Annotated in this window: 24 protein-coding genes; 8 read left to right on the forward strand and 16 right to left on the reverse strand. The window is 39.0% G+C overall.

What is annotated here, in order from left to right; genetic code table 11:
- Positions 1-739, reverse strand: a 739-nt coding sequence (locus U0M88_RS03610) for an inositol monophosphatase family protein (protein ID WP_331868942.1), incomplete at its 3' end; no start/stop codon positions are given.
- 109 nt (positions 740-848) lie between these two features.
- On the opposite strand from U0M88_RS03610, the gene U0M88_RS03615 reads away from it, so the two are divergent.
- The 4 genes from U0M88_RS03615 (at position 849) to U0M88_RS03630 (ending at position 6,984) form a co-directional block, all read left to right on the forward strand.
- The gene (locus U0M88_RS03615) at positions 849-1,703 is read left to right on the forward strand and encodes a MurR/RpiR family transcriptional regulator (protein WP_294688751.1); all 855 of its coding nucleotides are present in this window, start codon (positions 849-851) and stop codon (positions 1,701-1,703) included.
- 128 nt (positions 1,704-1,831) lie between these two features.
- Positions 1,832-3,223 carry a 6-phospho-beta-glucosidase gene (locus tag U0M88_RS03620; RefSeq protein WP_303970331.1) on the forward strand — a complete coding sequence of 464 codons (1,392 nt, stop codon included), beginning with the start codon at positions 1,832-1,834 and terminating at the stop codon, positions 3,221-3,223.
- Position 3,224: 1 nt separating this feature from the next.
- Positions 3,225-3,425 (forward strand): C-GCAxxG-C-C family protein, encoded by a 201-nt coding sequence (locus tag U0M88_RS03625; RefSeq protein ID WP_117446960.1) that lies wholly within the window; start codon positions 3,225-3,227, stop codon positions 3,423-3,425.
- Between the two features lie 301 nt (positions 3,426-3,726).
- On the forward strand, positions 3,727-6,984 hold the full coding sequence (locus U0M88_RS03630) for a DEAD/DEAH box helicase (RefSeq protein WP_331868943.1): 3,258 nt from the start codon (positions 3,727-3,729) through the stop codon (positions 6,982-6,984).
- Between the two features lie 72 nt (positions 6,985-7,056).
- Here the strand turns inward: U0M88_RS03630 and deoC (U0M88_RS03635) are convergent, their stop codons facing one another.
- From deoC (U0M88_RS03635) to U0M88_RS03650, 4 genes are all read right to left on the reverse strand, one after another.
- Positions 7,057-7,776, reverse strand: coding sequence for a deoxyribose-phosphate aldolase (gene deoC / locus U0M88_RS03635; RefSeq protein WP_294688757.1), 720 nt, complete (start codon positions 7,774-7,776; stop codon positions 7,057-7,059).
- Between the two features lie 116 nt (positions 7,777-7,892).
- Entirely contained in the window at positions 7,893-8,651 is a 759-nt protein-coding gene (locus U0M88_RS03640) for a DeoR/GlpR family DNA-binding transcription regulator (RefSeq protein WP_117446957.1), read from the reverse strand.
- Positions 8,652-8,682: 31 nt separating this feature from the next.
- Positions 8,683-10,143 carry a ribosomal protection-like ABC-F family protein gene (abc-f, locus tag U0M88_RS03645; RefSeq protein WP_331868944.1) on the reverse strand — a complete coding sequence of 487 codons (1,461 nt, stop codon included), beginning with the start codon at positions 10,141-10,143 and terminating at the stop codon, positions 8,683-8,685.
- A gap of 229 nt (positions 10,144-10,372) precedes the next feature.
- Positions 10,373-10,906: a biotin transporter BioY gene (locus U0M88_RS03650; RefSeq protein ID WP_320802204.1), complete on the reverse strand. Its 534-nt coding sequence runs from the start codon at positions 10,904-10,906 to the stop codon at positions 10,373-10,375.
- A 353-nt stretch (positions 10,907-11,259) separates the two neighbouring features.
- Between U0M88_RS03650 and U0M88_RS03655 the strand changes: the two genes are divergently transcribed.
- Positions 11,260-12,072: a putative ABC transporter permease gene (locus tag U0M88_RS03655; protein WP_272002649.1), complete on the forward strand. Its 813-nt coding sequence runs from the start codon at positions 11,260-11,262 to the stop codon at positions 12,070-12,072.
- Between the two features lie 460 nt (positions 12,073-12,532).
- Here U0M88_RS03655 and U0M88_RS03660 read toward each other — a convergent pair whose 3' ends face one another.
- Together U0M88_RS03660 and deoC (U0M88_RS03665) are read right to left on the reverse strand one after the other, a co-directional pair.
- Entirely contained in the window at positions 12,533-13,399 is an 867-nt protein-coding gene (locus tag U0M88_RS03660) for an SDR family oxidoreductase (protein WP_331868945.1), read from the reverse strand.
- Positions 13,396-14,085 carry a deoxyribose-phosphate aldolase gene (deoC, locus tag U0M88_RS03665; RefSeq protein ID WP_331868946.1) on the reverse strand — a complete coding sequence of 230 codons (690 nt, stop codon included), beginning with the start codon at positions 14,083-14,085 and terminating at the stop codon, positions 13,396-13,398. Before deoC (U0M88_RS03665) ends, U0M88_RS03660 begins: the two co-directional genes overlap by 4 nt.
- Positions 14,086-14,200: 115 nt before the next feature.
- On the opposite strand from deoC (U0M88_RS03665), the gene U0M88_RS03670 reads away from it, so the two are divergent.
- Entirely contained in the window at positions 14,201-14,899 is a 699-nt protein-coding gene (locus tag U0M88_RS03670) for a GntR family transcriptional regulator (RefSeq protein ID WP_168966042.1), read from the forward strand.
- Positions 14,900-15,029: 130 nt separating this feature from the next.
- On the opposite strand, the gene U0M88_RS03675 is transcribed toward U0M88_RS03670, so the two are convergent.
- Complete coding sequence (locus U0M88_RS03675) at positions 15,030-16,340, reverse strand: hemolysin family protein (protein ID WP_117446947.1); 1,311 nt, start codon at positions 16,338-16,340, stop codon at positions 15,030-15,032.
- A 226-nt stretch (positions 16,341-16,566) separates the two neighbouring features.
- Here U0M88_RS03675 and U0M88_RS03680 point away from each other — a divergent pair, with 226 nt between their 5' ends.
- Positions 16,567-17,313: a TatD family hydrolase gene (locus U0M88_RS03680; protein WP_331868947.1), complete on the forward strand. Its 747-nt coding sequence runs from the start codon at positions 16,567-16,569 to the stop codon at positions 17,311-17,313.
- A gap of 24 nt (positions 17,314-17,337) precedes the next feature.
- On the opposite strand, the gene U0M88_RS03685 is transcribed toward U0M88_RS03680, so the two are convergent.
- Positions 17,338-18,561, reverse strand: a complete 1,224-nt coding sequence (locus U0M88_RS03685; protein ID WP_331868948.1) for a YkvI family membrane protein — start codon at positions 18,559-18,561, stop codon at positions 17,338-17,340.
- Positions 18,558-19,181 (reverse strand): GntR family transcriptional regulator, encoded by a 624-nt coding sequence (locus U0M88_RS03690; protein WP_168966050.1) that lies wholly within the window; start codon positions 19,179-19,181, stop codon positions 18,558-18,560. The genes U0M88_RS03685 and U0M88_RS03690 overlap by 4 nt, the downstream gene beginning before the upstream one ends.
- Before the next feature lie 124 nt (positions 19,182-19,305).
- Here U0M88_RS03690 and U0M88_RS03695 point away from each other — a divergent pair, with 124 nt between their 5' ends.
- Complete coding sequence (locus tag U0M88_RS03695; RefSeq protein WP_331868949.1) at positions 19,306-20,841, forward strand: nitrite/sulfite reductase; 1,536 nt, start codon at positions 19,306-19,308, stop codon at positions 20,839-20,841.
- On the opposite strand, the gene U0M88_RS03700 is transcribed toward U0M88_RS03695, so the two are convergent.
- The 6 genes from U0M88_RS03700 to U0M88_RS03725 form a co-directional block, all read right to left on the reverse strand.
- Complete coding sequence (locus tag U0M88_RS03700; RefSeq protein WP_331868950.1) at positions 20,824-21,369, reverse strand: biotin transporter BioY; 546 nt, start codon at positions 21,367-21,369, stop codon at positions 20,824-20,826. The two genes, U0M88_RS03695 and U0M88_RS03700, sit on opposite strands and share 18 nt — an antisense overlap.
- Positions 21,347-22,369 (reverse strand): precorrin-2 dehydrogenase/sirohydrochlorin ferrochelatase family protein, encoded by a 1,023-nt coding sequence (locus U0M88_RS03705; RefSeq protein WP_331868951.1) that lies wholly within the window; start codon positions 22,367-22,369, stop codon positions 21,347-21,349. The genes U0M88_RS03700 and U0M88_RS03705 overlap by 23 nt, the downstream gene beginning before the upstream one ends.
- A gap of 1 nt (position 22,370) precedes the next feature.
- Complete coding sequence (gene cobA / locus U0M88_RS03710) at positions 22,371-23,753, reverse strand: uroporphyrinogen-III C-methyltransferase (RefSeq protein WP_331868952.1); 1,383 nt, start codon at positions 23,751-23,753, stop codon at positions 22,371-22,373.
- Positions 23,750-24,631 carry a hydroxymethylbilane synthase gene (gene hemC, locus U0M88_RS03715; protein ID WP_331868953.1) on the reverse strand — a complete coding sequence of 294 codons (882 nt, stop codon included), beginning with the start codon at positions 24,629-24,631 and terminating at the stop codon, positions 23,750-23,752. Before hemC ends, cobA begins: the two co-directional genes overlap by 4 nt.
- Positions 24,632-24,715: 84 nt before the next feature.
- The gene (locus U0M88_RS03720) at positions 24,716-25,072 is read right to left on the reverse strand and encodes a Spx/MgsR family RNA polymerase-binding regulatory protein (protein ID WP_195222245.1); all 357 of its coding nucleotides are present in this window, start codon (positions 25,070-25,072) and stop codon (positions 24,716-24,718) included.
- The coding region (locus U0M88_RS03725; RefSeq protein WP_331868954.1) for a ribose-phosphate diphosphokinase at positions 25,072-25,752 on the reverse strand (681 nt) is incomplete at its 5' end. The genes U0M88_RS03720 and U0M88_RS03725, both read right to left, overlap by 1 nt.

The following is a 25,752-nucleotide window of genomic DNA, read 5'->3' on the forward strand; positions in this document are numbered from 1 at the left end:
AATATTCTTTTATTGTTTCAATCACTTCCTGGGTATGAGCTGCTATGTATAGATTGGGCTCACAACTGAAATAATCTTTTTTACACCAGGATATCCCCTGACATTCCTTTAAGAATACATCCGCTGCCGCATAGTCCCAACATTTAGCCTGCTCCGTCAGATAAAAATCTGTTTTCCCTAAAGCTGTCGAAATCACCGATAAGCTGCAACAACCACGGGAACGATGTCCTCTTGTCTGTTGAAATAAATCAATCAACTTTGGAAATACCAACAATGTATTTAAGCTGGCTTCCCATACGCATTGTGATAATGGTCTTTTTGGCAGTTCTTTTTCTACCTTCTCATTATTTATAAAAGCACCTTTTCCTTTATAGGCCCAATACATCGTATCTTCTGCCGCATCATATACGATTCCTAATAGGGGTTGTTTATCTTTTACATACGCTAAGCATATCGCATACCCTTCCTGCGCATTGATGAAGTTGGTTGTACCATCAATAGGATCAATAATCCACATGGAATCACTGATGACTTGATTTCCTTCTTCTCCAATGAAAGTACATCCCGGTGTAAATGTTTGTAATACTTCTCTTAATTTCTTTTCGGTATTCTTGTCCATGTCGGTCACAAGATCCTGAATTCCATTTTTTGATTGTACTTGTAATTCTTTGTCCTGTTTTAAAGGTTCTCCGATTTCTCGAACTTTCTGTAAGAGTTCTCTTATTTCTTTTGTATCCATAACGTTAGTCTCCTTATGCACATTGTAGTCCAAATATTTGTTTTTTACACAATCTTTTCCAGTGATATGATAAGATGACGATATAAAAAGATTTAGAAAAGAGGCAGCTATGACATTAGAAAAACGCATACAGGCTTGTAAGCACTTAACACCGGCAGAAACCGAAATAGGATACTATATTCTAACGCATGCGCAGGATGTGATCCACATGTCACTACAAGATCTCTGCAACGCTCTTTATTTTTCCAAGTCTGCCATTCATCGTTTCTGTAAAAAAATCGGATGCACCGGTTTTAATGATGTCAAAGTGCAACTTTCTCAGGATCTCTCAAACAATAAGCTGACACAACATGATATCGATGTAAATTATCCGTTCATCAAATCCGATGCACCTATGGATATTGCCGAAAAACTTGTCAAGCTCTATGAAACAAGTGTGCGTGATACAATGGCTTGTCTGGAGCCTTCTATTCTACAGGATGTGGCTTCTATATTATTTCACGCAAAGAAAATCGATATTTATACACATGCGCATAATATGCATGTTGCCAAAAACTTTCAAGATCAGATGATCACGATTGGAAAGGAAGTAAACTGTCCTGTATCTTTTTATGAACAGCGTTTATATGCTCTGGCATCTGATAAAAGTCATGTAGCTTTGATTTTATCCTATTCCGGAAAAGCATCTTTTATTCTTCCGATACTTAAAAAATTAGATGAAAAACAAGTTCCTGTTATCTTGATTTCTCGTATCGGATGTAACAGCTATCCTCAGTATGTGAAATATCATCTGGCTTTAAGTGATACAGAAAAGCTGCAGGATCGTATATCGCAATATGCCAGTCATATTGCCTTACAATATGTAATGGATATCCTTTTTGGATGTATTTATAATTTAGATCGAGAACGTAATCATAACTACGTGTGGCAAGCTATGGATTTTATGGATGATCGTTTAGACTAAAAGTTTCAGAAAGTTCCAATTTTTCTGACACTTTTTTATTATTTTAGGGAAAAAATATCTACTCTTCTCTCGTCTATTGTTCTTATTTTGTAATGGATATATATTGAACTCGCAAGGAGGACTAGAGAATGAAAAAGGGATTAAAGATTGTAACAATTGGTGGTGGCAGCAGTTATACACCGGAATTGATGGAAGGATTTATTCGACGATATAACGAACTTCCGATTCGTGAAATTTGGTTGGTGGATGTAGAAAATGGACAGGAGAAAGTCAACATTGATGCCGATATGGCAAGACGTATGTGGAAAGCAGCCGGTCATGATGTACAAATCCATGTCAGTATGGATCGAAAAGAAGCCTTAAAAGATGCGGATTTTGTGACAACACAGTTTCGTGTAGGATTTCTGGAAGCTCGCATTAAAGATGAGAGAATTCCTTTATCTTATGGCATGTTGGGACAGGAAACCAATGGCGCCGGCGGTATTTTCAAAGCATTTCGAACGATTCCTGTCATTCTGGATATTGTCAAAGATATGAAAGAAGTCTGTCCCAGTGCCTGGTTGATCAACTTTACCAATCCAAGCGGCATGGTGACAGAAGCTGTCATCAAATATGGAAAGTGGAATAAATGTATCGGTCTTTGTAACGTACCTGTTATTGCGATGATGAAAGAACCGGAAGCCATTGGCTATGACCCAAAAGATCTGACATATCAGTTTGCCGGAATCAATCATTTTCACTGGCATAAAGTTTATGATAAACAGGGGAATGACTTAACACAGAAAGTCATCGATGCTTTATTTGAAGGAAAAGATATTGGTTTACCGGCCAATATCAACAATGTGCCTTTCTTTAGAGCACAAATCGAACAAATGAAGATGATTCCATGTGGCTATCATCGTTATTATTATCGCCAGGAAGAAATGTTAAAGCATAGTTTGGAGGAATATGAAACGATCGGTACTCGCGGCCAGCAGGTAAAGCATACCGAAGAAAAACTGTTCGAGCTTTATAAAAACAAAGAGCTGGATCATAAACCTGAAGAACTCAGCATGCGAGGTGGAGCATATTACAGTGATGCTGCCTGTGAATGCATCAATGCCATCTACAACAACAAAAAGATTCATATGGTCGTAAGCACGCAAAATAAAGGCGCCATTCCGGAACTGCCGGTAGATTCCATCGTAGAAGTCAGCTCAATCATCGATGGCAAAGGGGCCACACCAATCGTCTGGGGCAAGTTTCCAAGCGCGCAAAGAGGATGGCTACAGTGCATGAAGGCCATGGAAGAATGTACGATCAACGCGGCCATTACCGGAAATTATGGAATGGCTATGGAAGCTTTTGCACTAAATCCTCTGATTCCATCCGGAGAAAGTGCCAAACAAGTCTTAGACCAGCTTCTTTTAGCCCATGAAGCTTATTTATCTCAATTCGCATCAACGATTCAGCACTTAAAAGAAGAAAACGTACAAATTAAAGATCCCGTTGTCCAGGAACTGATGAAAGAAGGAAAATAAGATGAACTTACAAGAATGGATCGATCACTATTATCTGGAAGAACACTATAACTGCAGCGAAACGATCATTCGTGCTGCCAATCAATACTATCATCTTGGTTTAGATGAAGAATCCATGAAACTATTATCTTGTTTTGGAAGTGGTATGTACACCGGATTAACTTGCGGCGCCTTAATTGGCTGCACTGCCGTTTTATCCTAGCTTCTCATTCAGACAAAAGCACATGATCAGCTGGATACCTTTAGGCCAATCATCCAGGCTTGTGTTCGTAACTTTAAAGAAGAGCTTCACGATACGGAATGTAGAAACATACGCAAAACATGGTATGATCCTAAACTTCATTGCGTACATACTGTACAGGCAGCCGGAAACGCATTAGCGAAAACAATAATCGAATCACAGTTGATCTAAGCAGTTAAAAAAACTGCTTTTTTTATCTTTCAAGCTATTCAAAGACGATTCATCCAAAATCATGATAAAATAAAGGAATCGAGGTGATTCAATGGTCTTAATCACAGAAGAGAATCTAAAAATCATGAATTCTCGCACTTTAGCCCTTGCCAGACGATATTTAAAACAAGGATGTTTAAAACGAATCGTCGTCAATGAATTAGAAAAAAATGCCATCTATAAAGTTGAGGGAACAATACAAGTCAGTTCTTATGAAAATGTCTGCCACTTTTTTATCAATGTTCCTTTACATTCCGTATATTCTACACATTGCGAATGCCCATGGTATTTTGATGATGAACATATTTGTGCCCATATCGGTATGTTGATGATCTATCTGACAAAAGTAGATATCCAGAATTTTCCTTATACTTCACAAAAAGAAGCATCTCCTTATTCTCTTTATAATGAAGATTATCTGGCTCGTCGTCAAAGAATTGAAGAGGAACTGAAAAGAATTCAAATGGAAGAATCGTATCAGAAAACACGGGATCTCATCCTCCAACAAAAAGACAATCAGGATCATCTGGTCCAACTGGAGCTGCAGACGCAACAATACGATATTCTTCCGGTATTTTCTTTTCTTGATTTTGATGCGTTTTTATTGAGTTTTACCGTCGGTGCACAAAAACAATATACGATCAAAAACATTCCCGATTTTCTGCATTGGATCGACAATGAACAATATCACAGATACGGCAAACAACTAGGCTTCATTCATACACGCAACGTCTTTACACAACAGGCACAAAAATACATCGAATTCATGCGCATGGCTTATGCGACACCGGATTACGATCGATACTATTATCGTTATAACAATTCACGTTTTATCCGTATCCATTCTTTGTTGCCGGCTTTTTATGCAGCGTTTAAAGATGATCCAAATGTTCCGATTCGAGAAGAATCTTTTGTGATGCCGATCTACATTAAAAAAGAAGCTAAGCATTACACAATTTCTTTAGTATGGGATAAAGAAGAACACATTTTGACCAATGATCATCAAATGTTTGCTTTACAGGACAACCCTTTTGAAATCATTCATTATGCGATCCGTCCGCAGTCCTCTATTGCCACATTATTCAGTGCTTTATCAGAAAATCCTCTTCATATTCCGTTTGATGAATACGATGACTTTGAACGCTATATTTTAGATCCAGCCAGAGAGTATTTACAGATCACAGAGGGACAAGAATTACTGCCGGCATCCAATGCCCTTCACATCCATCATCCCATCGTCTATGGCGACATGGATGAAAATGAAACTGTTTCTTTTCATGCGACAGGGAAAGATGAACAAGGAAATACTATTGAACTTTTATATAATGAAAAAATCAGCTTCGACTGGACAATCGAACTCATTCAAAAGTTTTTAGAAAACTATGCGACATGGATCGATCAGGAAACACATACGATCTATATGGGATTGGAAGATGAGCGAACCCTTGACTTTCTTCAACAAGGCATCACACAGTTGCAGAAATATTGCGATGTATATATCAGCGATGCACTAAAAAAGCTGGGCAAAAGAACAAAATATAATCTTCAAACCGGTATTCGCATTGACAACGGTTTATTAGAGATTCAATTGGAATCCACAGATTTTGATGTCAATGAAGTGCCTAACATCTTACAAGCTTATCATCGTAAGAAACGTTATTTTAAGCTTAAAAACGGACAGCTCTTGCATCTGGAATCTGATCAATTGCAAGAGTTTGACGAACTCATGCAGGACTTTGATATTCACGAAGATGAAATCAAGGATGGTAAGCTGCAGTTAGAACTCTATCGAACCTTGGGAATGAATGAAAGACTGAATCATGCAGAGTCCCTGCAAGTTTACAGAGAAGATTCTTTGACAGAATACATCCAAGGCTTTGAAGAACGAAAATCTAAGATTGCATGCGATCCCCATTATGCATCCATTTTAAGAGACTATCAGAAAAGAGGAGTTGAATGGCTTTTAATGTTGTATCAATACAACTTAAATGGAATTCTTGCCGATGAGATGGGATTAGGAAAGACTCTGCAAGTCATTGCGCTTTTAGACTCTATACGAGATAAAGAGAAACACACATTGATCGTTTGTCCGGCCTCTTTGATTTATAACTGGGAAGATGAGATTCGCCGCTTTTCTGACACTCTTTCCTGTATCAGTATTACGGGTACAAAAGAACAGCGAAAGAAGAGAATTCATGACATTTCCAAATACGATATTCTCATCACTTCTTATGACTATTTACGCAGAGATATTGAGGAATATCAGGATATCACTTTTGAATATGTAGTCTTGGATGAAGCGCAGAACATCAAAAACCAGAAGACAAAAAATGCCACCAGTGTAAAGGAACTGCACTCCAGACATCGATTGGCTTTAAGTGGTACCCCTATTGAAAATTCATTGGCTGAACTTTGGTCGATCTTTGACTTTTTGATGCCAGGCTATTTATTCTCTTATCATTATTTTAAAACACAGTATGAAAGTCCAATCGTGCTAAATCAAAACGAAGATGTGACCAAAAAACTACGTTCTTTTATATCACCCTTTATTTTAAGACGAACCAAAAAAGAAGTATTGAAAGAATTGCCGGATAAAGTGGATCATCAATACTTGATTGATTTCTCAAAAGAAGAACAAAAGCTATACCTTGCCAACTTAACACAGGCCAGTAAAGAATTGCAGGCAAAAATGAACGAGCCTCATATCGATCATATTGCGATCCTGGCAGCCTTGACCAGACTTCGACAGCTTTGTTGTGATCCAAGACTTTTATATGACAATATACAAAAGACTTCTTCCAAAGTACAGGCTTGTATTGAATTAGTACAAATCTTGACCGAACACAACAAAAAAGTCTTATTGTTTTCCGCATTTACTTCTTTGATTGATTTATTAACACAAGAGTTAGAACAAAATCAGATTTCACACTATGTTTTAACCGGCAGTACATCAAAAGAAGAAAGACGACAATTAGTTCATGCGTTTCAAACCGATAACACACAAGTCTTCCTGATCTCCTTAAAAGCCGGTGGTACAGGATTGAATCTGACGGCAGCTGAAGCCGTGATCCATATTGATCCCTGGTGGAATATCTCGGCACAAAATCAGGCGACCGACAGAGCCCACCGTATCGGACAGAATGCCAATGTACAAGTGTATCGACTCATCATGAAAGATTCAATCGAGGAAAAGATTGTCAAAATGCAGGAACGAAAGAAAGATCTGGCCGATACCTTTGTCGAGGGCAATGATGGATCTTTATCGAAGATGTCCAAAGATGAAATTTTAAGTCTGTTTCAAAGAGATTAGCTTTTTAGCATAACGAAAAAAGATCGAGATATCCAAAATGGTTCTCGATCTTTTCATTATACTGTTTTATCCTTAACGCTTTAAATCCAATACGACCGGTACAGATTTATAACCGACTCCCATACGATCGATACCCATATCGATCAGCTGTAAGAAATGTTCTCTGGTACGAATGCAGCCACTTCCTTTGACTTTGCATGCATCGCCAACTTCTTCCTGCATCACTTTAATGATTTCCGGTGTGGCCCCATGGGCTTCAAAGCCAGTCAGGAACCCTGTACTTGTCTTAACAAAATCGGCTTTGGCATCCATTGCACAATGGCAAGCTTTTCGAACCTGTTCTTCATTTAAGGCATCGGTTTCAAAAATCACCTTGACCGGAATATTCTTTTCATGACATACATCCACGACAGCCTTGATATCCTGCGTTACCGCATCATATTTTCCACTGCGAATCCAGCCAAAGTTTGCCACAATATCCAATTCTCCAATCACATCGGCATAGTGATCGACCAAAATCTTAGCCTGTGCTACTTTAGACTCTGTAGAGCTTGTTCCAAATGGAAAATCACATACCGGACAAAGCTTTGTTTCAGACCCTTCAACATATGGTTTACAAAGTTCCATATACCCTGGATTGATACAGATCGTTGCACAACCCAGCTCAACACCATCCTTTGTCAACTCGACAATCTGATCTTCCGTAAATTCAGGCTTTAAAACCGAATAATCGATGTAGGAAGCCAATTCCTTTAAACTCATTTCACTTGCTTTTTTATTTGGGTGTTTCATACGTTTTCATGCATTCAAAAAGAATGCTTTCCTCCTGATTTCACTCTAGCATTCTTTTCTTTGTTTGTAAACATTTGATGTTTGTTTTTGTATTTATTTTTTCGTTTTTGTTCGTTTTATACAAGAATATAATTCTCCGGTAAACTTTCTACATCCAGTTTCCTGCTTTGGTTACAGATAATGGCATCAAAATCGTCACTGTCAATAAAGCTGCAAAAACCTCTGATAGCAATTTTTGAACTGTCGATCAGCAAATACTTTTGTGCCGATAAAGACATGGCCTTTTGTTTTACAGCCATCGTATCCATTTCAGCCGTATAAACCAGCTTACGATCCAAATCGATACCTGCACAGCTCAAAAATGCCAAATCAAAGTTAAAACGATCCAGTTCACTGATCGTAATCGGCCCCACACTCATGGCATATTCAGGAATATAACGCCCACCGATCACAAACAATTCCGATTCTGTACCGGAAAACGCATCTACGATCAAATGAGAATGCGTAACGATTTTGATTTTCTTATCTTGAATATACGGAAGGATCGGTCCAATGCTCGTTCCTCCATCTAAAAAGATACAATCGCCATCTTTGACAAGTGTTGCAGCTTTCTTACAGACGATATCTTTTTCATAAAAGAACTCTTTACGCTCTTTCATCGTCTTTTCATCTTTTGTCGATAAGATCACTTTCGGGCGAACACTTTTAGCCCCTCCATGCACTCTTAACAACAGCCCTTGTTTTTCCAGTTCTTCACAGTCTCGGCGAATCGTGGTTTCCGTCACCTGCATCGCAACGGATAATTCTTTTGTGCTGATAAAGCCTTTCTGGTTTACGATCTCCACTATTTTTTCAAAACGTTCACTTGCTAACATATAACCACCTGTTCTTATTGTACACGAAAGATCAAAGGACTACGACTTTTGTGGCTACATTTTCGCGAAACGCTATATCGTGTTCTACGATCAACATTGTTGCCTGGCTTGACAAGATCATCTTTTCAATCTGCATTCGTGTATAAATATCGATAAAGTTCAAGGGTTCATCCCATATATATAAATGTGCCTGCTCACAAAGACTTCTTGCGAGCATGACCTTTTTCTTCTGACCATCAGAATACGATTGAATCTCTTGATCAAACAGCCAACGCTCAAATCCCATTTTCCGTAATAATGTCTTATATAAAGTTTCATCGATACCATACTGTTTCGCATATTGTGCCAATGTTCCTTGTAGAAATGATGTATCTTGGGATACATACGATACGATCAAATTCGATGCACAATCAATCTTGCCGTTATGACTTCTTTTTAGATCCACCAGCAGCTTCAATAAACTGCTCTTTCCACATCCGTTTTTCCCATCCAAAAATACACGTTGTCCTTTTTCTATCTGAAAGCTTTGTGGTTTTCCAACAATTCTACCATCATAGAGTGGACAAACTTCATCAAATGATACCAGAACAGAAGCAGGATGAGGTAAAGGCTTCATCTGCAAGTTTTCCATCTCTTCCACGTTTTTTAAGAGATCTTCCTTTTGTTCGATCGCTGCCTGTTGTCGCTTTGTGATATTTTTACTTCGTTTCATCATCTTAGCTGATTTATGCCCTACAAATCCTTTATCGGCTGCCCCAATCTTGGAAGCCTCCACTTTGTCAGACCACATCGAAGTACGAAAGGCCGAAGATTTTAATCGACGAATATCCTTGCGTAATCGTTTATCTTCCTGCATTTCCTTTTCCTGTTGTGTTTCAAATCGAGCAAACCAGGAAGAATAATTACCGGACTGTACCTCGATCGTATGACGATTGATCGCAAGAATATGATCGACACAACCGTCTAAAACCTTTCGATCGTGTGATACTAAAATAAAACCTTTTTTTCTTTGCAGGTAATTCATCAATACGACTCTGGCTTTGACATCTAAATGATTGGTGGGCTCATCAATCAATAAAAAGTTACCCGGCTTCAAGAATAGGATTGCTAATAAAACTTTGGTCTGTTCTCCCTGGGACAGAGTAGAAAATTCCCTCCATAAAACATCATCCTCTACCTGCAGATAGGAAAGCTCTCTTTGTATTTGCCAATCCTCGACAAGGGGATAGATCGATCGCACTACATCGATCGTCCATTGTTCTTTATCCTCAACGACAAAAGGGAAATAATCAAAAGATACAGAGGAATGAATCTTTCCTTGATAAGGATATTTCTTCATCAATAACGATAAAAACGTTGTTTTACCGCGACCGTTTCTTCCCACCAGTCCCAGCTTCCAATCGGTATCCATAGAAAAACTGACATCATCAAACAACATTTCCTGTTGGCTGTCATACGAAAAACTTAAATGTTCTACCTGAATCATAGACATAATAAAATTCCCCCTTTGCATAAAAAAACGGCACTGAAACAGTACCGAATGTTTTCATAGATTTTGTTTTAACTTGGTTTATGCATCGACTATCAGACTAAAAATACAATCTTCCATCACAAAAAAAAACGGTTCTGTTTTTCGTTGTTTATCGTAAAGTATCCTCTCGTCTGATCATCTTCATGCTATCACCGGATACAATATAGCACAAGTAAGCTGTAGATACAATCTATAATGCTGAAATATAGAATCGTAAACGACCGGCCAATCGATAAGCCAGAAAAAGTTTAATACAATCCGGAAGAATAAAAGGAACCACACAGGTCATCAAAACACTGCCGATTGTCAAAATCGAGTCTTGTTGCTGACTGACAAGCAAAAACCAGGTTGTCCCAAATCCATAACAAATGACTAGACCCATCAAAGCAAATAAAAGGCTGATCTTCTTACAAGGACTCCATACCCGTTGTGTACCCCATAAAAGAAGAGCACTCAAAAGAAAGCCGACAATATAGCCGCCCGTTAATCCAAAAATCACGTGTACTCCGCCTTGAAATCCAGAAAACACCGGCATTCCCAACAAGCCACATAAAATATAACAGAATACATAAATTGAACCTCTTTTGGCACCAAATAAAAAACAAATGAAGAAGATCGCAAAGGTCTGCATCGTAAAAGGAACAGCAAATGGAATAGAGATCCAGGAACAAATTGCCATTAAAGTAATTGATAAGCCACCGTATGTTATATCTTTAATTGTCATATAATCTACCCCTGGTATATTTCAATAGTTTATATTATAAAAATTTTTATTTTGAATGTCAAAATATTTTTCTTTCACGATCAAGATCATAAGGATCAACAAATTTTGTATCAACAGGCATCACTAACGCTTACTAGTGTTTTTTGATTTTAAAACATACAGTAATATATTTAATAGAAAATGATGATCCGCATTCTTTTCAGCTTCATCATAGCCATCATGACAGTATGCAAAACAAACAATTTTAATGAATTTAAAACTTTCATTTAGGGAGACTTCCATTCATGATACAATAAACATAGTTTTCAAATAGGAAAGGTGCAGATATGACATTATTTTATGAGTTTGTAATTATGGCATTTATTTTTTCTATCCTTGGATGGATCATGGAAGTTTCCTTAAAATTTATACAATATCATCGTTTCATCAACCGTGGCTTTTTAATTGGGCCTTATTGTCCCATCTACGGCTTTGGTGTGGTCGGTGTAACCATTCTGGTTGGTGGTTTGATTGGCCGAGAAGGAACCTACGCCGAAACTTTTATGGCAGGCTTTGTGATTTGTGGATTTCTTGAATATATGACCAGTTTCTATATGGAAAAAATGTTCCATGCTCGATGGTGGGATTATTCTTCCAAGCCTATGAATCTTAACGGCAGGATATGGATCGGCAACCTGATCTTATTTGGCCTTGCTTCTGTAATTATTGTGAAATGGATAGCACCACACTACTTTGATTTCATAGAAACATGGAATCCTTTTCTTCTAGGAGTATTCGCATGGGCTATTCTTGCTTGTATGCTTTTTGATTATACAATTTCTCATTTCTTAATGAATATTGTCAAAAAGGAAATTGATACAACAGATGGAGATAATACCGAAGAAATTTCAATACAAGTGCATGCGATGCTGCAAAATAAGAACTTATTATTACGACGGATCTATCAGGCATATCCGGAATTTAAGGTACTTCCTTCCCACTTGACAAAGAAATACAAAAAACTTAAAAAAGATTACAAAGCCGCACAAAAGGAATGTCGAAATCTATTGCATCAAAAATTCCGTACTAATTTCAATTCTGAACAGTTAAAACAAGCACAACAAAAATTGGAAGAGGCTTATCAACAACTCAACCAACTTACCGGACGTTTTAAAAGACGCTATTAAACAGAAAACCCGTAATCTCTAAACTGATTACGGGTATTTTATGAGATTAATTCTATTGAATTTCTAATTCATAGTTAATATATAGGATATATGTTAAAATAAATCTGGACAGATCAACACAGGTAGTCCTGGTCGCTAGACCGGGGTGCGTTAAACCTCGTTAACATACATGGCCTGTTTTTAGCGGCCGAAATGAGGTGATCGCTATGACATCGTTTGAAACATTGTATGTAATGTTAATGATGCTTCATATAGTCGTGATACTTCTGATTGAAATCAATCGTAGTAAATGACATATAAAAAAGCTACCTGAGTGACTTGGAAAATTTAGGTAGCTTCTTTATAGAACAACCAAAATCCAGGACTTCTTGTTGGCCTGTCCTTTTACATGTCTATTATAACATGCATCTTAAAACATACAAGCACAATATGTTTTAAATTATACCCTCGGAATTCATCCTTACTTCCATCCAAAATCTTTTAGTATTTCATCCACGTTTGATTCAAAGGTTCCAAATGTAATTCCTTTAGATGCCAGTTTTGATGCATCAAGACGATAATCTCTAAAGCGATCGCTATATCTCTCTGTATTTGGGAGTATGTATTTCTCAATAGCTTCCGGGCTGGCACCTAATTCTTTGGCAATATAAACAGCGCTTTCATAAGTGGTCTTATCATTGCTGGCGGCAACATGATAAATGCCTGTTTCCAACTCTGAAATTTGTTTGAACTGCTTTGCCAAATACTTGGCATAAGTCATCCCTCGTTTTTCGTTACATGTAAATAAAGTCGGCTTCTGATGCAACAAAGCATTCATAACATTCTTTACGATGCTTGGACTGGCTTTGATACCATCAAAAGATAATCCCATCATCCATGTATAACGTAAAATGATATAGTCCTCTAACTGCTCCTGAATCATCTTTTCGCATTCCATTTTATTTTGTCCATATACCGTTACAGCCTTTAAAGAATCTTCTTCTTTGAACGGACCATGCTCTTCTTTTCCATTAAAGGATTGTTCTGTTCCACAAAAGATCAACCGCGCCTTATTTCTTTTACAGGCATCGATTACTTTTTGCGTGGATTCTACATTGATGCGATGTGCCATTTCCGGATTTTCTTCACAGACTGCCGTTGTCGCATTGGCTGCTGTATGGAAACAAAGTTCAAAATCCTGTGTTTTTAAAAATGCTTCTACACTTTCCGGATCATTTAAATCTGCATCTTTTCTTGTCATGAAGATCCATTCAAACGCATCTTGGTTTTCCTTTCGAATGTAGCTTGCCAAATATCCATTGGCACCTGTCACTAAAATCTTTTTCATTTTGTGGCCTCTTCAAATTCTTTTAAAATCTGAATACTGGAACTAGTTCCAATACGAGTGGCTCCGGCATCAATCATCGCCTTACATGTCTTCCAGTCACGAATTCCCCCGGCAGCTTTGACTTGGACAGCATCCTGTACGGTTTCTTTCATCAGTTTTACATCTTCTACGGTTGCTCCACCAGTTCCAAACCCTGTACTTGTCTTAATGAAATCGGGTTTCACTTCTTTGGCAATCTCGCTTAACTTTTTAATTTCTTCTTTTTCTAAATAACAGTTTTCAAAAATGACTTTGATCAAGATATTCTTTTCTTTACAAATTGCTGTCATCTTTTCCATTTCTTCGCGGATATAGTCCCAGTTATGCATTTTTGCCTGTCCTACATCGATTACATAATCGATTTCATCAGCGCCTTGTTTAATCGCATACTTACACTCAAAAAGCTTCGTTTCTAATCCACACTGTCCTAATGGAAACCCGATAGCGGCCCCTACATGCACATCTGTACCGGCCAATTCCTTTTTGCAGAAGGCAGTCCATGCGGTGTTGATAGCCACCATAGCCGTATTCATAGTTTTTGCCTGATCACAAAGAGTTTTTAAATCTTCATTAGTGGCATACGCCTTTAAAAACGTATGATCAAATAATTTTGCCAATGATTCTTTTGTCAATTTTGATGAATCCATATGTAGATCCTCCTTCTATGTCAAGGAAAATGTATCATTATGTAAAGTTTATGTCAATATAAATTGACATAATTTCATAAAATGTTTATATTATGTATAGAAAGAGAGTCTAACTATGTCCGCTATTTATTTACAGATACAAAAAGACCTTTTACATAAGATCAAAACCGGTGTATATCCGATCGGAGATACGATTCCTGCCGAAACCATACTGGCAAAAGAATATCAAGTCAGCCGTCCCACTGTACGACAGGCCATTTCGCTTTTAGTAGAGCAGGGAATTTTAGAAAGAAAAAGAAAAAGAGGAACGATTGTCTGCCCTCCAAAAATCGATCAATCTTTTACACAAAGGATCAACAGCTTTGATTCGGAAATGCACCAGAAAGGACACACCAGCCAAACACAGGTTTTAGCCTTTTATAAAGAAGATGCATCCGATGAAGTCAAACGCGCGCTACATTGCGAGCAGGTTTTCAAACTGGTACGTCTTCGCTCGATTGATGATATTCCCAATGTGTTTGTCACAACTTATATGCCGTATGCACTATTCTCCCATTTTGACACCATTGATTTTTCAAAAGAATCTTTCTATGAACAATGTAAAAAAAGCGGACATCCTATTACATCCATCACTCGTCATCTGGAAGTGACAACCGCAGATGAAACTTTAGCCGATCTTTTACAAGTTCAAACAGGAAATCCATTATTTTATTTTCATTCCTATGGCTATGATGACGAGGGAACTCCCATTGAATACTCCATTTCCAAATACAGAGGAGATACTAATTCTTTTACATTTCACCTTGCTCAATAAATCTTTGGTATAACCAGAGATTTTTTATTTTTCCTTCTTATCATCCGTTACAACGACTTTTTTAAACAATAAAAAGATCCCTGTCTTACTATAAAACTTGTTTCAGAAAGACAGGGTGTTTTCTCTTTGATTATTCTTGTTCTTCTTTTTCAAGAATCTGCACAATGGCTTCTTCTACTCGATGATCGTTACCCATCCGTGCTTTGATCAGCATATCTTCGGTTTTGATATCAAAACACGCATTCGAGTCAGGCAATGTTCCTCCCAGAGCATCTAAGACATAACCACTAAAGGTATCATACTCTTCATCACTGAGCTGCAAGCCCAGAATCTTATTGACATCTTCTACCATCGCATCCCCTTGAATCCGCCAAGTATGATCTTCCAGTAAAACGATGCCTTCTGATTCATTGGATTGGCCCTCTTCTTCCAGATCCTCAACCAGCAGCACAAGCAAATCTTTTAACGTGACAACCCCGACAAATCCACCGTACTCATCCAACACGATCGCAAAGGTTGTCTTTGTCTGCTTCATCTTCAACAACAAATGATCAGCCTTCATGCCTTCCAACACAAACAAAGGCTTCAATACGGTTTTCTTCAATACTTCTTCTTTGGTACGATCAGCCATACGCAAATATTTTTTGGCATCCAATACGCCGATGATCTGATCCTGACTTTCCTTATATACCGGATAACAGTCATATGAGGTTTGATTGATCTTTTCATCCCAAACATCCAAATCATCTTCCAAATTCAAGCCTGTTACGTCTTTTCGATGTGTACAGATTTCATCCAATGTCACATCATTAAAATCAAAGATGTTTTGAATCATCGCATTTTCATCTTGTTCGATCTGTCCCTGTGACAAGCTTTGCGAAACCATCATACGAATTTCTTCTTCGGTAACTTCCTCTTCCTCTTCCGGATCGATGCGGCACAAACGCAACACAAGGTTTGTACTGTTTGTCAACAACCAAACTAAAGGGGCAAAAGCCTTTGAAATAAAAGAAAGTGTTCCTGATAAGGCATACGATACCTTTTCTTTATTCTGCATGGCAATACGCTTTGGTACAAGTTCTCCAAAAACAATGGAGAAAAAGGACATGATCAAAGTGATGACCAGCGGACAAAAAGAACGCAATGTTCCTTCCGAAATCGGTACATTCCATGAATGCAGCAAATCCACTAATGGATCGGCAAAGCTATCTGTCGCATAAGCACTACCTAAATAACCGGCCAAAGTGATTGCGACCTGAATCGTGGCCAAAAAGCGTGATGGGTTTTCCACCAAACGCATCAAAACTTTTGCCTTGCGATTACCTTCTTCGGCTCTTGCCTGCAAGGTAGCACCATTCATAGACACCACCGCAATCTCCGCACCGGCAAAAACCGCATTGACGCAAATCAATATAATCTGTAACAATAACGCAAAAATCATTACTACTCCTCCAAAAAAGCACAAAAAGACATAATCTGTTTCCAGAATATGTCTTTATCTTCTCTATTTATTCATCCCGCAGCAACTTCGACTCGGGTCTTCTGTGCTATTCATCTTGAGCAAAGTTTATCAAAACTCAAAATTATTGTCAATCATCCTAAAACACTAGACTTGATTTCTTCTTTTATTTTGTTCACAATTATACGTAAAGACAAGGAGAAACACTATGTACACAGACAGTCATGCGCACATCACCTGTGATGATTTATATACTCGAATTGATGAAGTCATTCAAAATATGAACGAGTTATCTCATTGTATGATCATGTGCACCAATATAGAAGAATTTAAACGCGCTTTAAAGCTCAAAGAGAGAGACTCTCGATTTAAAGTGGCCTTTGGTTGGTTTCCAGGTGATGCCAAGGAAATCGATTCATCAAAATTAGAACAGTTAAAAGACATTGCCTTTGCCGGTCAGATCGATTGTTTAGGTGAAATTGGATTGGACTACTATTGGGATACTTCCTTTAATGATCTTCAAAAGGAACTTTTTATTCGCCAAATTGAGATTGCCAATGCCACAAAACTTCCCATTTCTATTCACATGCGTGAATCAACCAAAGATTGTCTGGATATACTTAGACAATACGCAAAGACAAAAATCATCTTCCATTGTTTCAGTGGAACCAAAGAAACGATGAACGAATGCCTGAAAATGGATTCTCTGATTTCCTTTGCGGGGCCGTTGACCTTTAAAAATGCCCGTCATGCCCCAGAATGTGTACAGACATGTCCTCTAGATCGGTTGTTAACGGAAACAGATTCTCCGTATTTGACACCAGTTCCACATCGAGGCAAACAAAACGAACCCATGTATGTAAAGTATGTTGCTCAAAAGGTTGCCGAAATCAAAGGACTGCCCGAAAAAGAGGTTTGTATACAAATCGAGAAAAATTTCTTATCGCTTTTTTAGATCGAATCCAAACATTCGATCTTTTTATTCGCTCATTTGAGCACTTTTTAAATAGCGCAGTACATCTTCTTGTTTCACGGATGAGTTTTGATCCAACATCATCAAAAGATCTTTATCCTTCTGTGAATAATATTGTTTACGATCCTGTTTTTTGTTCAATAAAGATATGATCTTTCGTCGACGTCTTTTTTCCACACTGACATCCTCTTTATGACGAATCCAGGCCCATAATACACTGGCAATCAAAACAAATCCAACATAGCCTAAAATAGGATACATATATCCAATCAGTTCTTTAAATCCCACAAAGCTGCAAAGATAGCCTAGGATTACAATGATAAAAAGACAGATTCTTGTCTTCTTTACCGAATGATTAAAAAAACGTTTTGCCAAAGAATAATAAAGAGAAAAGGCGGTATTAAAGATCAAGCCAAAAATCATAAAGGCATAGATCGTAGCCAACCACGGATGGATCTGCTTAACGATCATCAACATAGGAATCTCGGATTGAGAAACGACATCGATATGAAAATAAAGACTGATAGAGGCACTCAATAAGATCAAGCCAACCAATGCACCTCCTAACAAGCCGCCTTTTTCTGCCACTCCGATGCGAACAAGTGAGCCGCCCAGTACAAAAGCCATGGAGACACCGGTAATCACGCATAAGGAAAAATAATTTAATACCGACATCCATAAGTTTGGTAAAGCAGACTGGATGTGTAGAGCGTGTTGATGATAGTACATCATATCCAATGGTCTGGTCCATAAAGTGTAGATCATGATCAACGCCAGTAATACGATCATCACAGGCGTAAAAATTCCTAATACTTTTGTGATCTTATCAAAATCTAAAAATGCCGTCAGTAAGATCAAAATGCTGCAAAGAGCCGATCCTGCCCAGGCTGGAATGGCAAACTGTTGTTCCAGATTGGCGCCGGCACCGGCCACCATGACAAAACCGATCACAAAACTGGCGATAATTAATGTCAAATCAATAATCTTATTCACGATGGGTGAGGAAATTTTCTTTAATACCTCCTGATGATTCTTAGACTGATAATAACATCCCAACGTCAGTAAGATTTTTCCGAAAATGATATTTAAAACACCCAGGGCGATTACACCTATCACCCCTGGAAAACCAAAGCTTAAAAAATACTGCAGTAAGTCCTGCCCGGAAGATAATCCGGCTCCTACCAGAACGCCTACATACGCAAGTGCAACCTGAATACTTTCTTTTTTCAATTCGTGCCTCCTTCCATTAATAGACGATGCATCGCTTCCTTACTGGAAAAATCGCCTACAAAATACAAAACATCGTGTTGATTAATACGGGCAAAAGGACCGGGAGAAACGATATAGTCGCCTTCATGAACAATCGCAACGATCGTCGCATGTGTCCTTTGCCATATCTGCAGCTCCTGCAACTGCTTTCCTATATGAATACAACCTTGAGGAACCGTGCATTTATAAGGAGAAAATGCTAATTCCTGTGGAGTATTTTTCGTATGCTCCTCTAATTCCCTGATGATCTTATCAAAGTGTTCCAGCTCTTGTTTCTGCCTTAGAATCGATGCCAGCATATCCTGACGAAGCTCACGAATCGATCTTGTTTTACTGTAGAGATCGACAAATTGCTGGGCATGCTCAATGGATGCCACGTAAAAACCACTGCCGGCTCTTGCTTCGATCACATTCGATTCCACCAAAACCTGCAAAGCCTTACGAGCTGTTTCGGCCGATACCTGAAAAGAGGATGCAATCGTGGAACGGGAGCGAATCTTATCATTGATCGTATATTTTCCTTCCGCAATCTGATTGGCAATCTCTACCGCCAATCGATGATATCTTGCCTCTTGTTTCATAGAGCCCTCCTAACTGACCACTCTATTTTATCATAGAATGGTCAGCTTATCAAAACACAAGCTTTTCATACAGAAAGCTTTGCGTCTATGTTAAAATAAAAATAGTTGAAAAAGGGAGGAACGTATGGATACTTTACAACAGGAACTGCTTCAGGAACTTCCTGAATTTGAAAAAAGGACACAGCTTTTCTACCATAAAGAAATGTCTGTAAAAGATTATAAAGGCTATAGTGGCGGATTTGGTTCCTATGCCCAACGTGGTGGTGAAGCGTTTATGTTACGTCTTCGCATGAACCAGGGGCGCATCACCAAAGAAAAACTGGCCTTTATCGTTGATCAATGCCAAAAACATCAGGTGCAAAGAACGCATTGTACGACTTGTCAAACCGTACAATTTCACGATTTAAAACCGGAAGATCTAACAGCCATCATGAAAGAAGCTTTGGAAAATAATATCGTGATCCGCGGTGGAGGCGGTGATTATCCACGTAATGTAATGTGTTCACCTTTATCCGGTATTGATCCAAAGGAAGCTTTTGATGTTTACCCTTATGCCAAAGCAGCCGGGGAATATTTATTGAAGATTATCAATAAATACTCACTACCCCGAAAATTAAAGGTCGCGTTCTCAAATTCAGAAGCCAATGAAGTGCATGCCAATTTCCGTGATCTGGGCTTTATCGCCAATGACGATCATACCTTTGATGTCTATTGTTGCGGAGGACTGGGAAACAATCCGAAGATGGGTGTACAGGTAGGCAGCCACGTTAATCCAAAAGATATCTTATATTATGTCAATACCATGGTTTTGATGTTTATGGAACATGGCAACTATACCAACCGTGCCAAGGCAAGATCACGCTATATGCAGGAAACCTTAGGCGTAGAAAGACTTCAGGAAGAATTCAAGGAAAAAGTAAAACTGGCCAAAAAATATCTGGAGCATGACGTTGTCATTACCCCTTGTGAAATCCAAAAAACAGGTCCTTTTGCCAATGAGCTTCCAGATCGTGTACTGGCACAGAAACAAAAGGGCTTATATGCGGTGTATTATCATCCTATCTGCGGAAACGTATCGGCTGCCAAATGGCAGGAGCTTTATGAAGTTTTAAAGGATATGGATGATGTGGAAATTCGCTTGACCCCACAGGAAGATATGTATATCGTCAACTTAACCATGGAAGAAGCAAAAATGGTTTTAGAGCACACAAACGATGGTGCCAAAACAACCTTTGAAACCAGTGTATCTTGTATCGGTGCCACCACATGTCAGGTAGGCTTGCGTGATTCCAATCATGTCTTAGAACAGCTGATTCAAGACTTGCGTCCGTACCAGTTTAAAGACCATGTGCTGCCACGAATCTATATCTCCGGATGCCCAAGCTCCTGTGGTACGAACCAGGTTGGCTCCATTGGTTTACAAGGTTTCACAAAAGTCATTGACAAAAAGCCATACCCTGCCTTTAAAATGAGTATTCATGGGAATGCCACATTGACAGATACTTGTTTTGGTAAGGAAGCCGGCGTTATCCTTCAGACAGATATTCTTCCTTTCTTTACCGAGCTTGGACAAATGGTCTCACAGGCAAACAGTACATTTGATAAGTGGCAAAAAGAAAACGCCGACCAGTGGCAGGCGTTATTAGATAAGTACTTGTAAAGCTTTTGAAACACGACAGGCAAAAAAACAGATACAAAGATCAGGTAGGATCGATACGACTACGCCATTAAACAAGGAAAGCCATAAAGGAATTCTTGTCTGCATCAATATCGGAAATGAAAAGTAATAGTAAACATTTCCAATCAAGTAAAACAGAAACAATCCGATAAGACCTATTAGAAAATAATCTTTCTGACTTGTCGGATTTTTTCTTTGTCGAAAATACGAACAGGCTATGGTACAAAAAAGGAATCCTAGTACAAAACCGAATGTAGGCTTCATCAAATACTGAATTCCACCGCCACTGGCAAATACCGGAAGGCCGGCCAATCCAATCAAGATATAGACGCCTATACATAGCGCACTGTAGGAAACCGGTAAACAGAAACCACATACGATACTGGTAAACAGCTGCATGGTAATATGCATGGAAAAAAAGGGAGTAGGCAAAGTAATTTGTAAATAGGCTGATAGGATCATTAAGGCCAGAAATAAAGCTGTGCGACTAAACAGTTGGATTGGTTTCATGAACGATCCTTTCTATTTGTTTTTCCTGATCAAAAGCAGCGATAAAACGATGATCCGGATACAGTTCTCGCATATACGGTGAATCCAGAATACTCAAAACTACACTGTCTTTTTTCACTTTTTCAGACTGAATATGAAGAATGTAGTCTTGATTTCCTTTTACCAATGTCTGTGGCTGCAAAAAGATGCATTGTTTTGAAAACGAATACGATGTTAAGATCTTTTCAGCCTGATTCACATAGCTTCCTCTTTGCCAGAATAGAAGTACAAAATGGGTTTGAATATTTAGATCTTTTAAGATGGCACACCATGTTTCTAAATCCATATTCTTATATTTCTTGGCCAGAAAGAAAGTAGTCACTGCATAATGATTCCATTTTTCTTTGGCCGACCGTACCAGATTCTCACACTGCCTGTGCGCTTTAAATGACCCATTTCCATGTAACAAATAAACAATGGCACGACCATGCTGCAAAGACTCCTGTAAAAAGAACAACTGTTCTTCGGTTACGTTCAATAAAGCTTTACATAGTAAATGATCACTTAGCTTTTCGCGAATCATCCCTAAGATAGAAAGCCTTCTTTGCCAGTCCTGCAAAAGATAGCGATTCGCCACTGGAAAGGCTCCCTGTGTAGAACTGGCCAGCACCATCTGCGGCAAGCGAAGCTGCGTTAAACTCAACGTATCCTGTCCCTGCTCTTTTCGAGCAGCCATCGTCAATACTTTATGCGTTTTTGCCAATTTTAAAAACGCTCGGTTTTCCTGTTCATCATCGGTACAGGCAACAGCCAGTTTGGCCTCTTTTAAAGCCTGATGCAGTTGATTGCGATTCACTTTATGCACCGGTAAAGCATCAAATTCTTTTTCATAAGCCAATGCACTGATATAAATGATCGAACCGGCTTCTAAAAACTGTTTTGCCTTTCGCAAAGCCAGCTTTCCACCACCTAAGATACAGACAATTTCTTTTTCAAATTCAATATCCAAACAAATACGCATATTATACCTCAAAATACGATACAATTTCCTGAACGATAGCTTCTTTAGAAGAAGGGCAGACATGAATGGATGAAAAGCCCAGCTCCTTTGCCTTATCCTTAGATTTATGTCCAAAGCAGAAAACCGGTATATGTTTATCTACACCTCTTTTGCCCAAAATTTCCAAGGCTTGCGGACAAGTCACGGCTATCGCATCAAATGGGTGAGCAGGCAGATGAAATTTCTTTTCTTCCATTCTATAACAGCTAAAAGAAGGAAGTTTTGTTTCGACCTCTTTAGCCTTGATGTAACAAATTCTTTCCGGTTCTTTGACCTGTTCCATCAACTCTTGATAACAGGAAAATACCTTTTGACAAAATACTCCTTTTTCCTCCAGTTCTTCCATTGTCTTTTGGCCGATACAATACAGCTTTTGCGATAAAGAACGTACATCGATTCTTTTTTCTTTCAAAGCTTCAAAAAAACCTTTTACAGCATGCCGAGAACTGAATACAAGAATATCATAATTTTCCGGATTCCAATCCGGATCATATTCATAGATAGGTTGCGCCACTTGCCGAACATGCGTAAAGATTCCTTTTTTCAACAATAAATCATCGATAGGCCATGGTGTCGTATCCACGCTACAAAACAAAACTTGTTTTGAAAAGCAGGACAGTCTGGATGTGTTATTAAGCAAAGACTGTTCTTTGACCACATCACCGATCACGATCAATAAAGGTGCATCAAAGCTGCTTAAATCTTGGTGAAGGATTTCTTTTAATGTTGAACACAACATCTTTTGATGCGGATAAGTTAAATGCGAACCCAGTGCAATCGGTGTATCCTCTTTCATTCCATGTTGAAGACACTCCTGCACTAAATGCCTGATCTTGTGCGATCCCATAAAAAAGATTTGGGTATTCTTTTCATGGGCAATCGCATCATAATTCAAATGATCTTTTCCATCTTGATAATGCATCGTATGTACGATAAAACCGGTAGCCGTATGGCGCTGTGTCACCGGTATGCCGGCATACCCCAAAGCCCCAATCGCACTGCTGATGCCCGGTACATATTGGCAATCGCATCCATGTTCTAAAACATAGCGCATTTCCTCGCTGCCTCTGGCAAACAGAAACGGATCACCACCTTTTAAACGAACTACTTGTGAATATTCCTGATCTTTTTTCACCAGTAATGTAAAGATATCTTCCTGTAAAAAAGAAGCATGATGTCCGCGTTTTCCTACACAGATACATTCACATTCTTCTTTGGTATATTCTAAAAACTCAATATTGACCAAATGATCATACAATACACAATCCGCCTGTTCCAAAAGCTTTTTAGCCCCTATGGTCAACATATCCGGATGATAACATCCGGCTCCTACAAACCAGATCATCTTCGTTTCTCACCTACTTTTCGATAGATTTTTCCAGCCACCTGATCCAACTCTTTGACAGAATATGTTTCATGAACAAAGGCTGTATCTTCGATCGTTGTCCCCAAACAAGCATAGACATCGACTGTATTCTCTTTAATAGTCGCCATACATCCTACCGGATAATGACAGCCGGCTTTACATAAAGCCAGGAATTCTCTTTCAATCTGTACTTCCTGCAGAGCAATCGATGGTTTTACCCATGTTTCGAAAAGAGGATAGTCTTCCTTACGAATCTGCACCGCAATCGTTCCCTGCCCGCAGGCCGGTACAATCACATCCGGGGAAAAGATCTCATCGATATAGGATTCTAAATGCAGTCTTTTTAAGCCGGCAGTTGCCAGCACCAATCCATCGATATTTTCCGTTTGCAGCTTTTCAAGGCGTGTATTCACATTCCCGCGAATCGATACAAACTGAATATCCGGTCGAACACGATGAATACAAGCCATTCTTCGCATACTGCCGGTGGCCAATATCGCATTGGATTTTAACGTATCCAATGTTTTATGTTCTTTAGTGATCAAACAATCCCTTTTATCTTCAAACACCATAAACGGCAACAACATTAAACGCTCATCCATGACAGAACTGACATCCTTTAAAGAATGAACCGCCATATCAATACTTCTATCCAATAGCGCCTGTTCAATATCCTTAACAAATACACCGGTTGATCCCATCGCATAGAGCGGTGTTTGGCGATCTTTATCACCTTTGGTCGTCATCATTACAATTTCTGTCTTCGCATCCGGTTCTATCCCTTTGATTTGATCGATTACAAGCTTTGTCTGTAAGATCGCAAGCTTTGATTTTCTGGTTCCGATTCGAATTCGCATAAAGACCCCCTTTTGTCCTACCCATTATACAGTATTCAATAAACAAGAAAAATCCCGAGGACCACACATCTTCGGGATCAGTCTTTAGTCTTTTTCCAAACGAGCATATTCGTCTTCTTTTTTACCGACAATGATCGTATTGCCCTGTATAACGATCGGTCTTTTAACCAACATACCATCGGTTGCCAAAAGCTCCACCAACTGTTGGTCAGAATATGTCTTTCGTTTTTCCTTGAGATTTAATTCTCTATACAACATGCCGCTGGTATTAAAAAGCTTGGAAAGCGCAACACCCTGGTCGATCCATGACTGAATCTCTTCTTTGGTTGGATTTTCTTCTTTGATGTTACGATACTCGGCATGAATGCCAAGCTCTTCCAATACCTTATACGCTTTCTGACATGTGGAACATTTAGGATATCCTATAAATAACGTCTTCATTATTCAAAAGCATGTGACAGGGCTACACTTAGCGAAGAGTTCGTTTCCACCGCATGAATCAAGGCGGCAATCAACGGTGCAATTGACAATACAACCAGGTTCGGAAGATTTTTCTGGTTTTCCGTCTGATCGATCGTATCCGTACAAACAAATTCTTTCAATCCACTGTTTTTCAAGCGTTCTACAGCCGGCCCGGATAAAACACCATGGCTGCAAGCCGCATACACTTCCCTGGCACCCTGTTTTTTCAACATTTCCACACCGGAAACAAGCGTTCCTGCCGTATCGACCATATCATCGATCAAGATCGCTGTTTTATCTTTGACATCTCCCAACAAGTTCATCGCAACTGCCACATTTGGTTTTGGACGACGTTTATCGATGATTGCCACCGGCGCACCTAAAATATCAGCCAAATTACGGGCTCTGACTGTTCCTCCATGATCCGGACTTACGACAACCACTTCACCTAAGCCTTCCTTGTGGTTAAAATAATCTCCGATCAAACCCATACTTGTGATGTCATCCGCCGGGATATCGAAGAATCCCTGAATCTGATTGGCATGCAGATCGACTGTCACGACACGCGTAGCTCCGGCTCTTTCCAAAAGACTGGCAACCAGCTTTGCCGAAATCGGCTGACGAGGTTTTGCCTTACGATCTTGACGTGCATAACCAAA

This window comes from Faecalicoccus sp., from assembly GCF_036552745.1.
Taxonomy (GTDB): Bacteria; Bacillota_I; Bacilli_A; order Erysipelotrichales; family Erysipelotrichaceae; genus Faecalicoccus.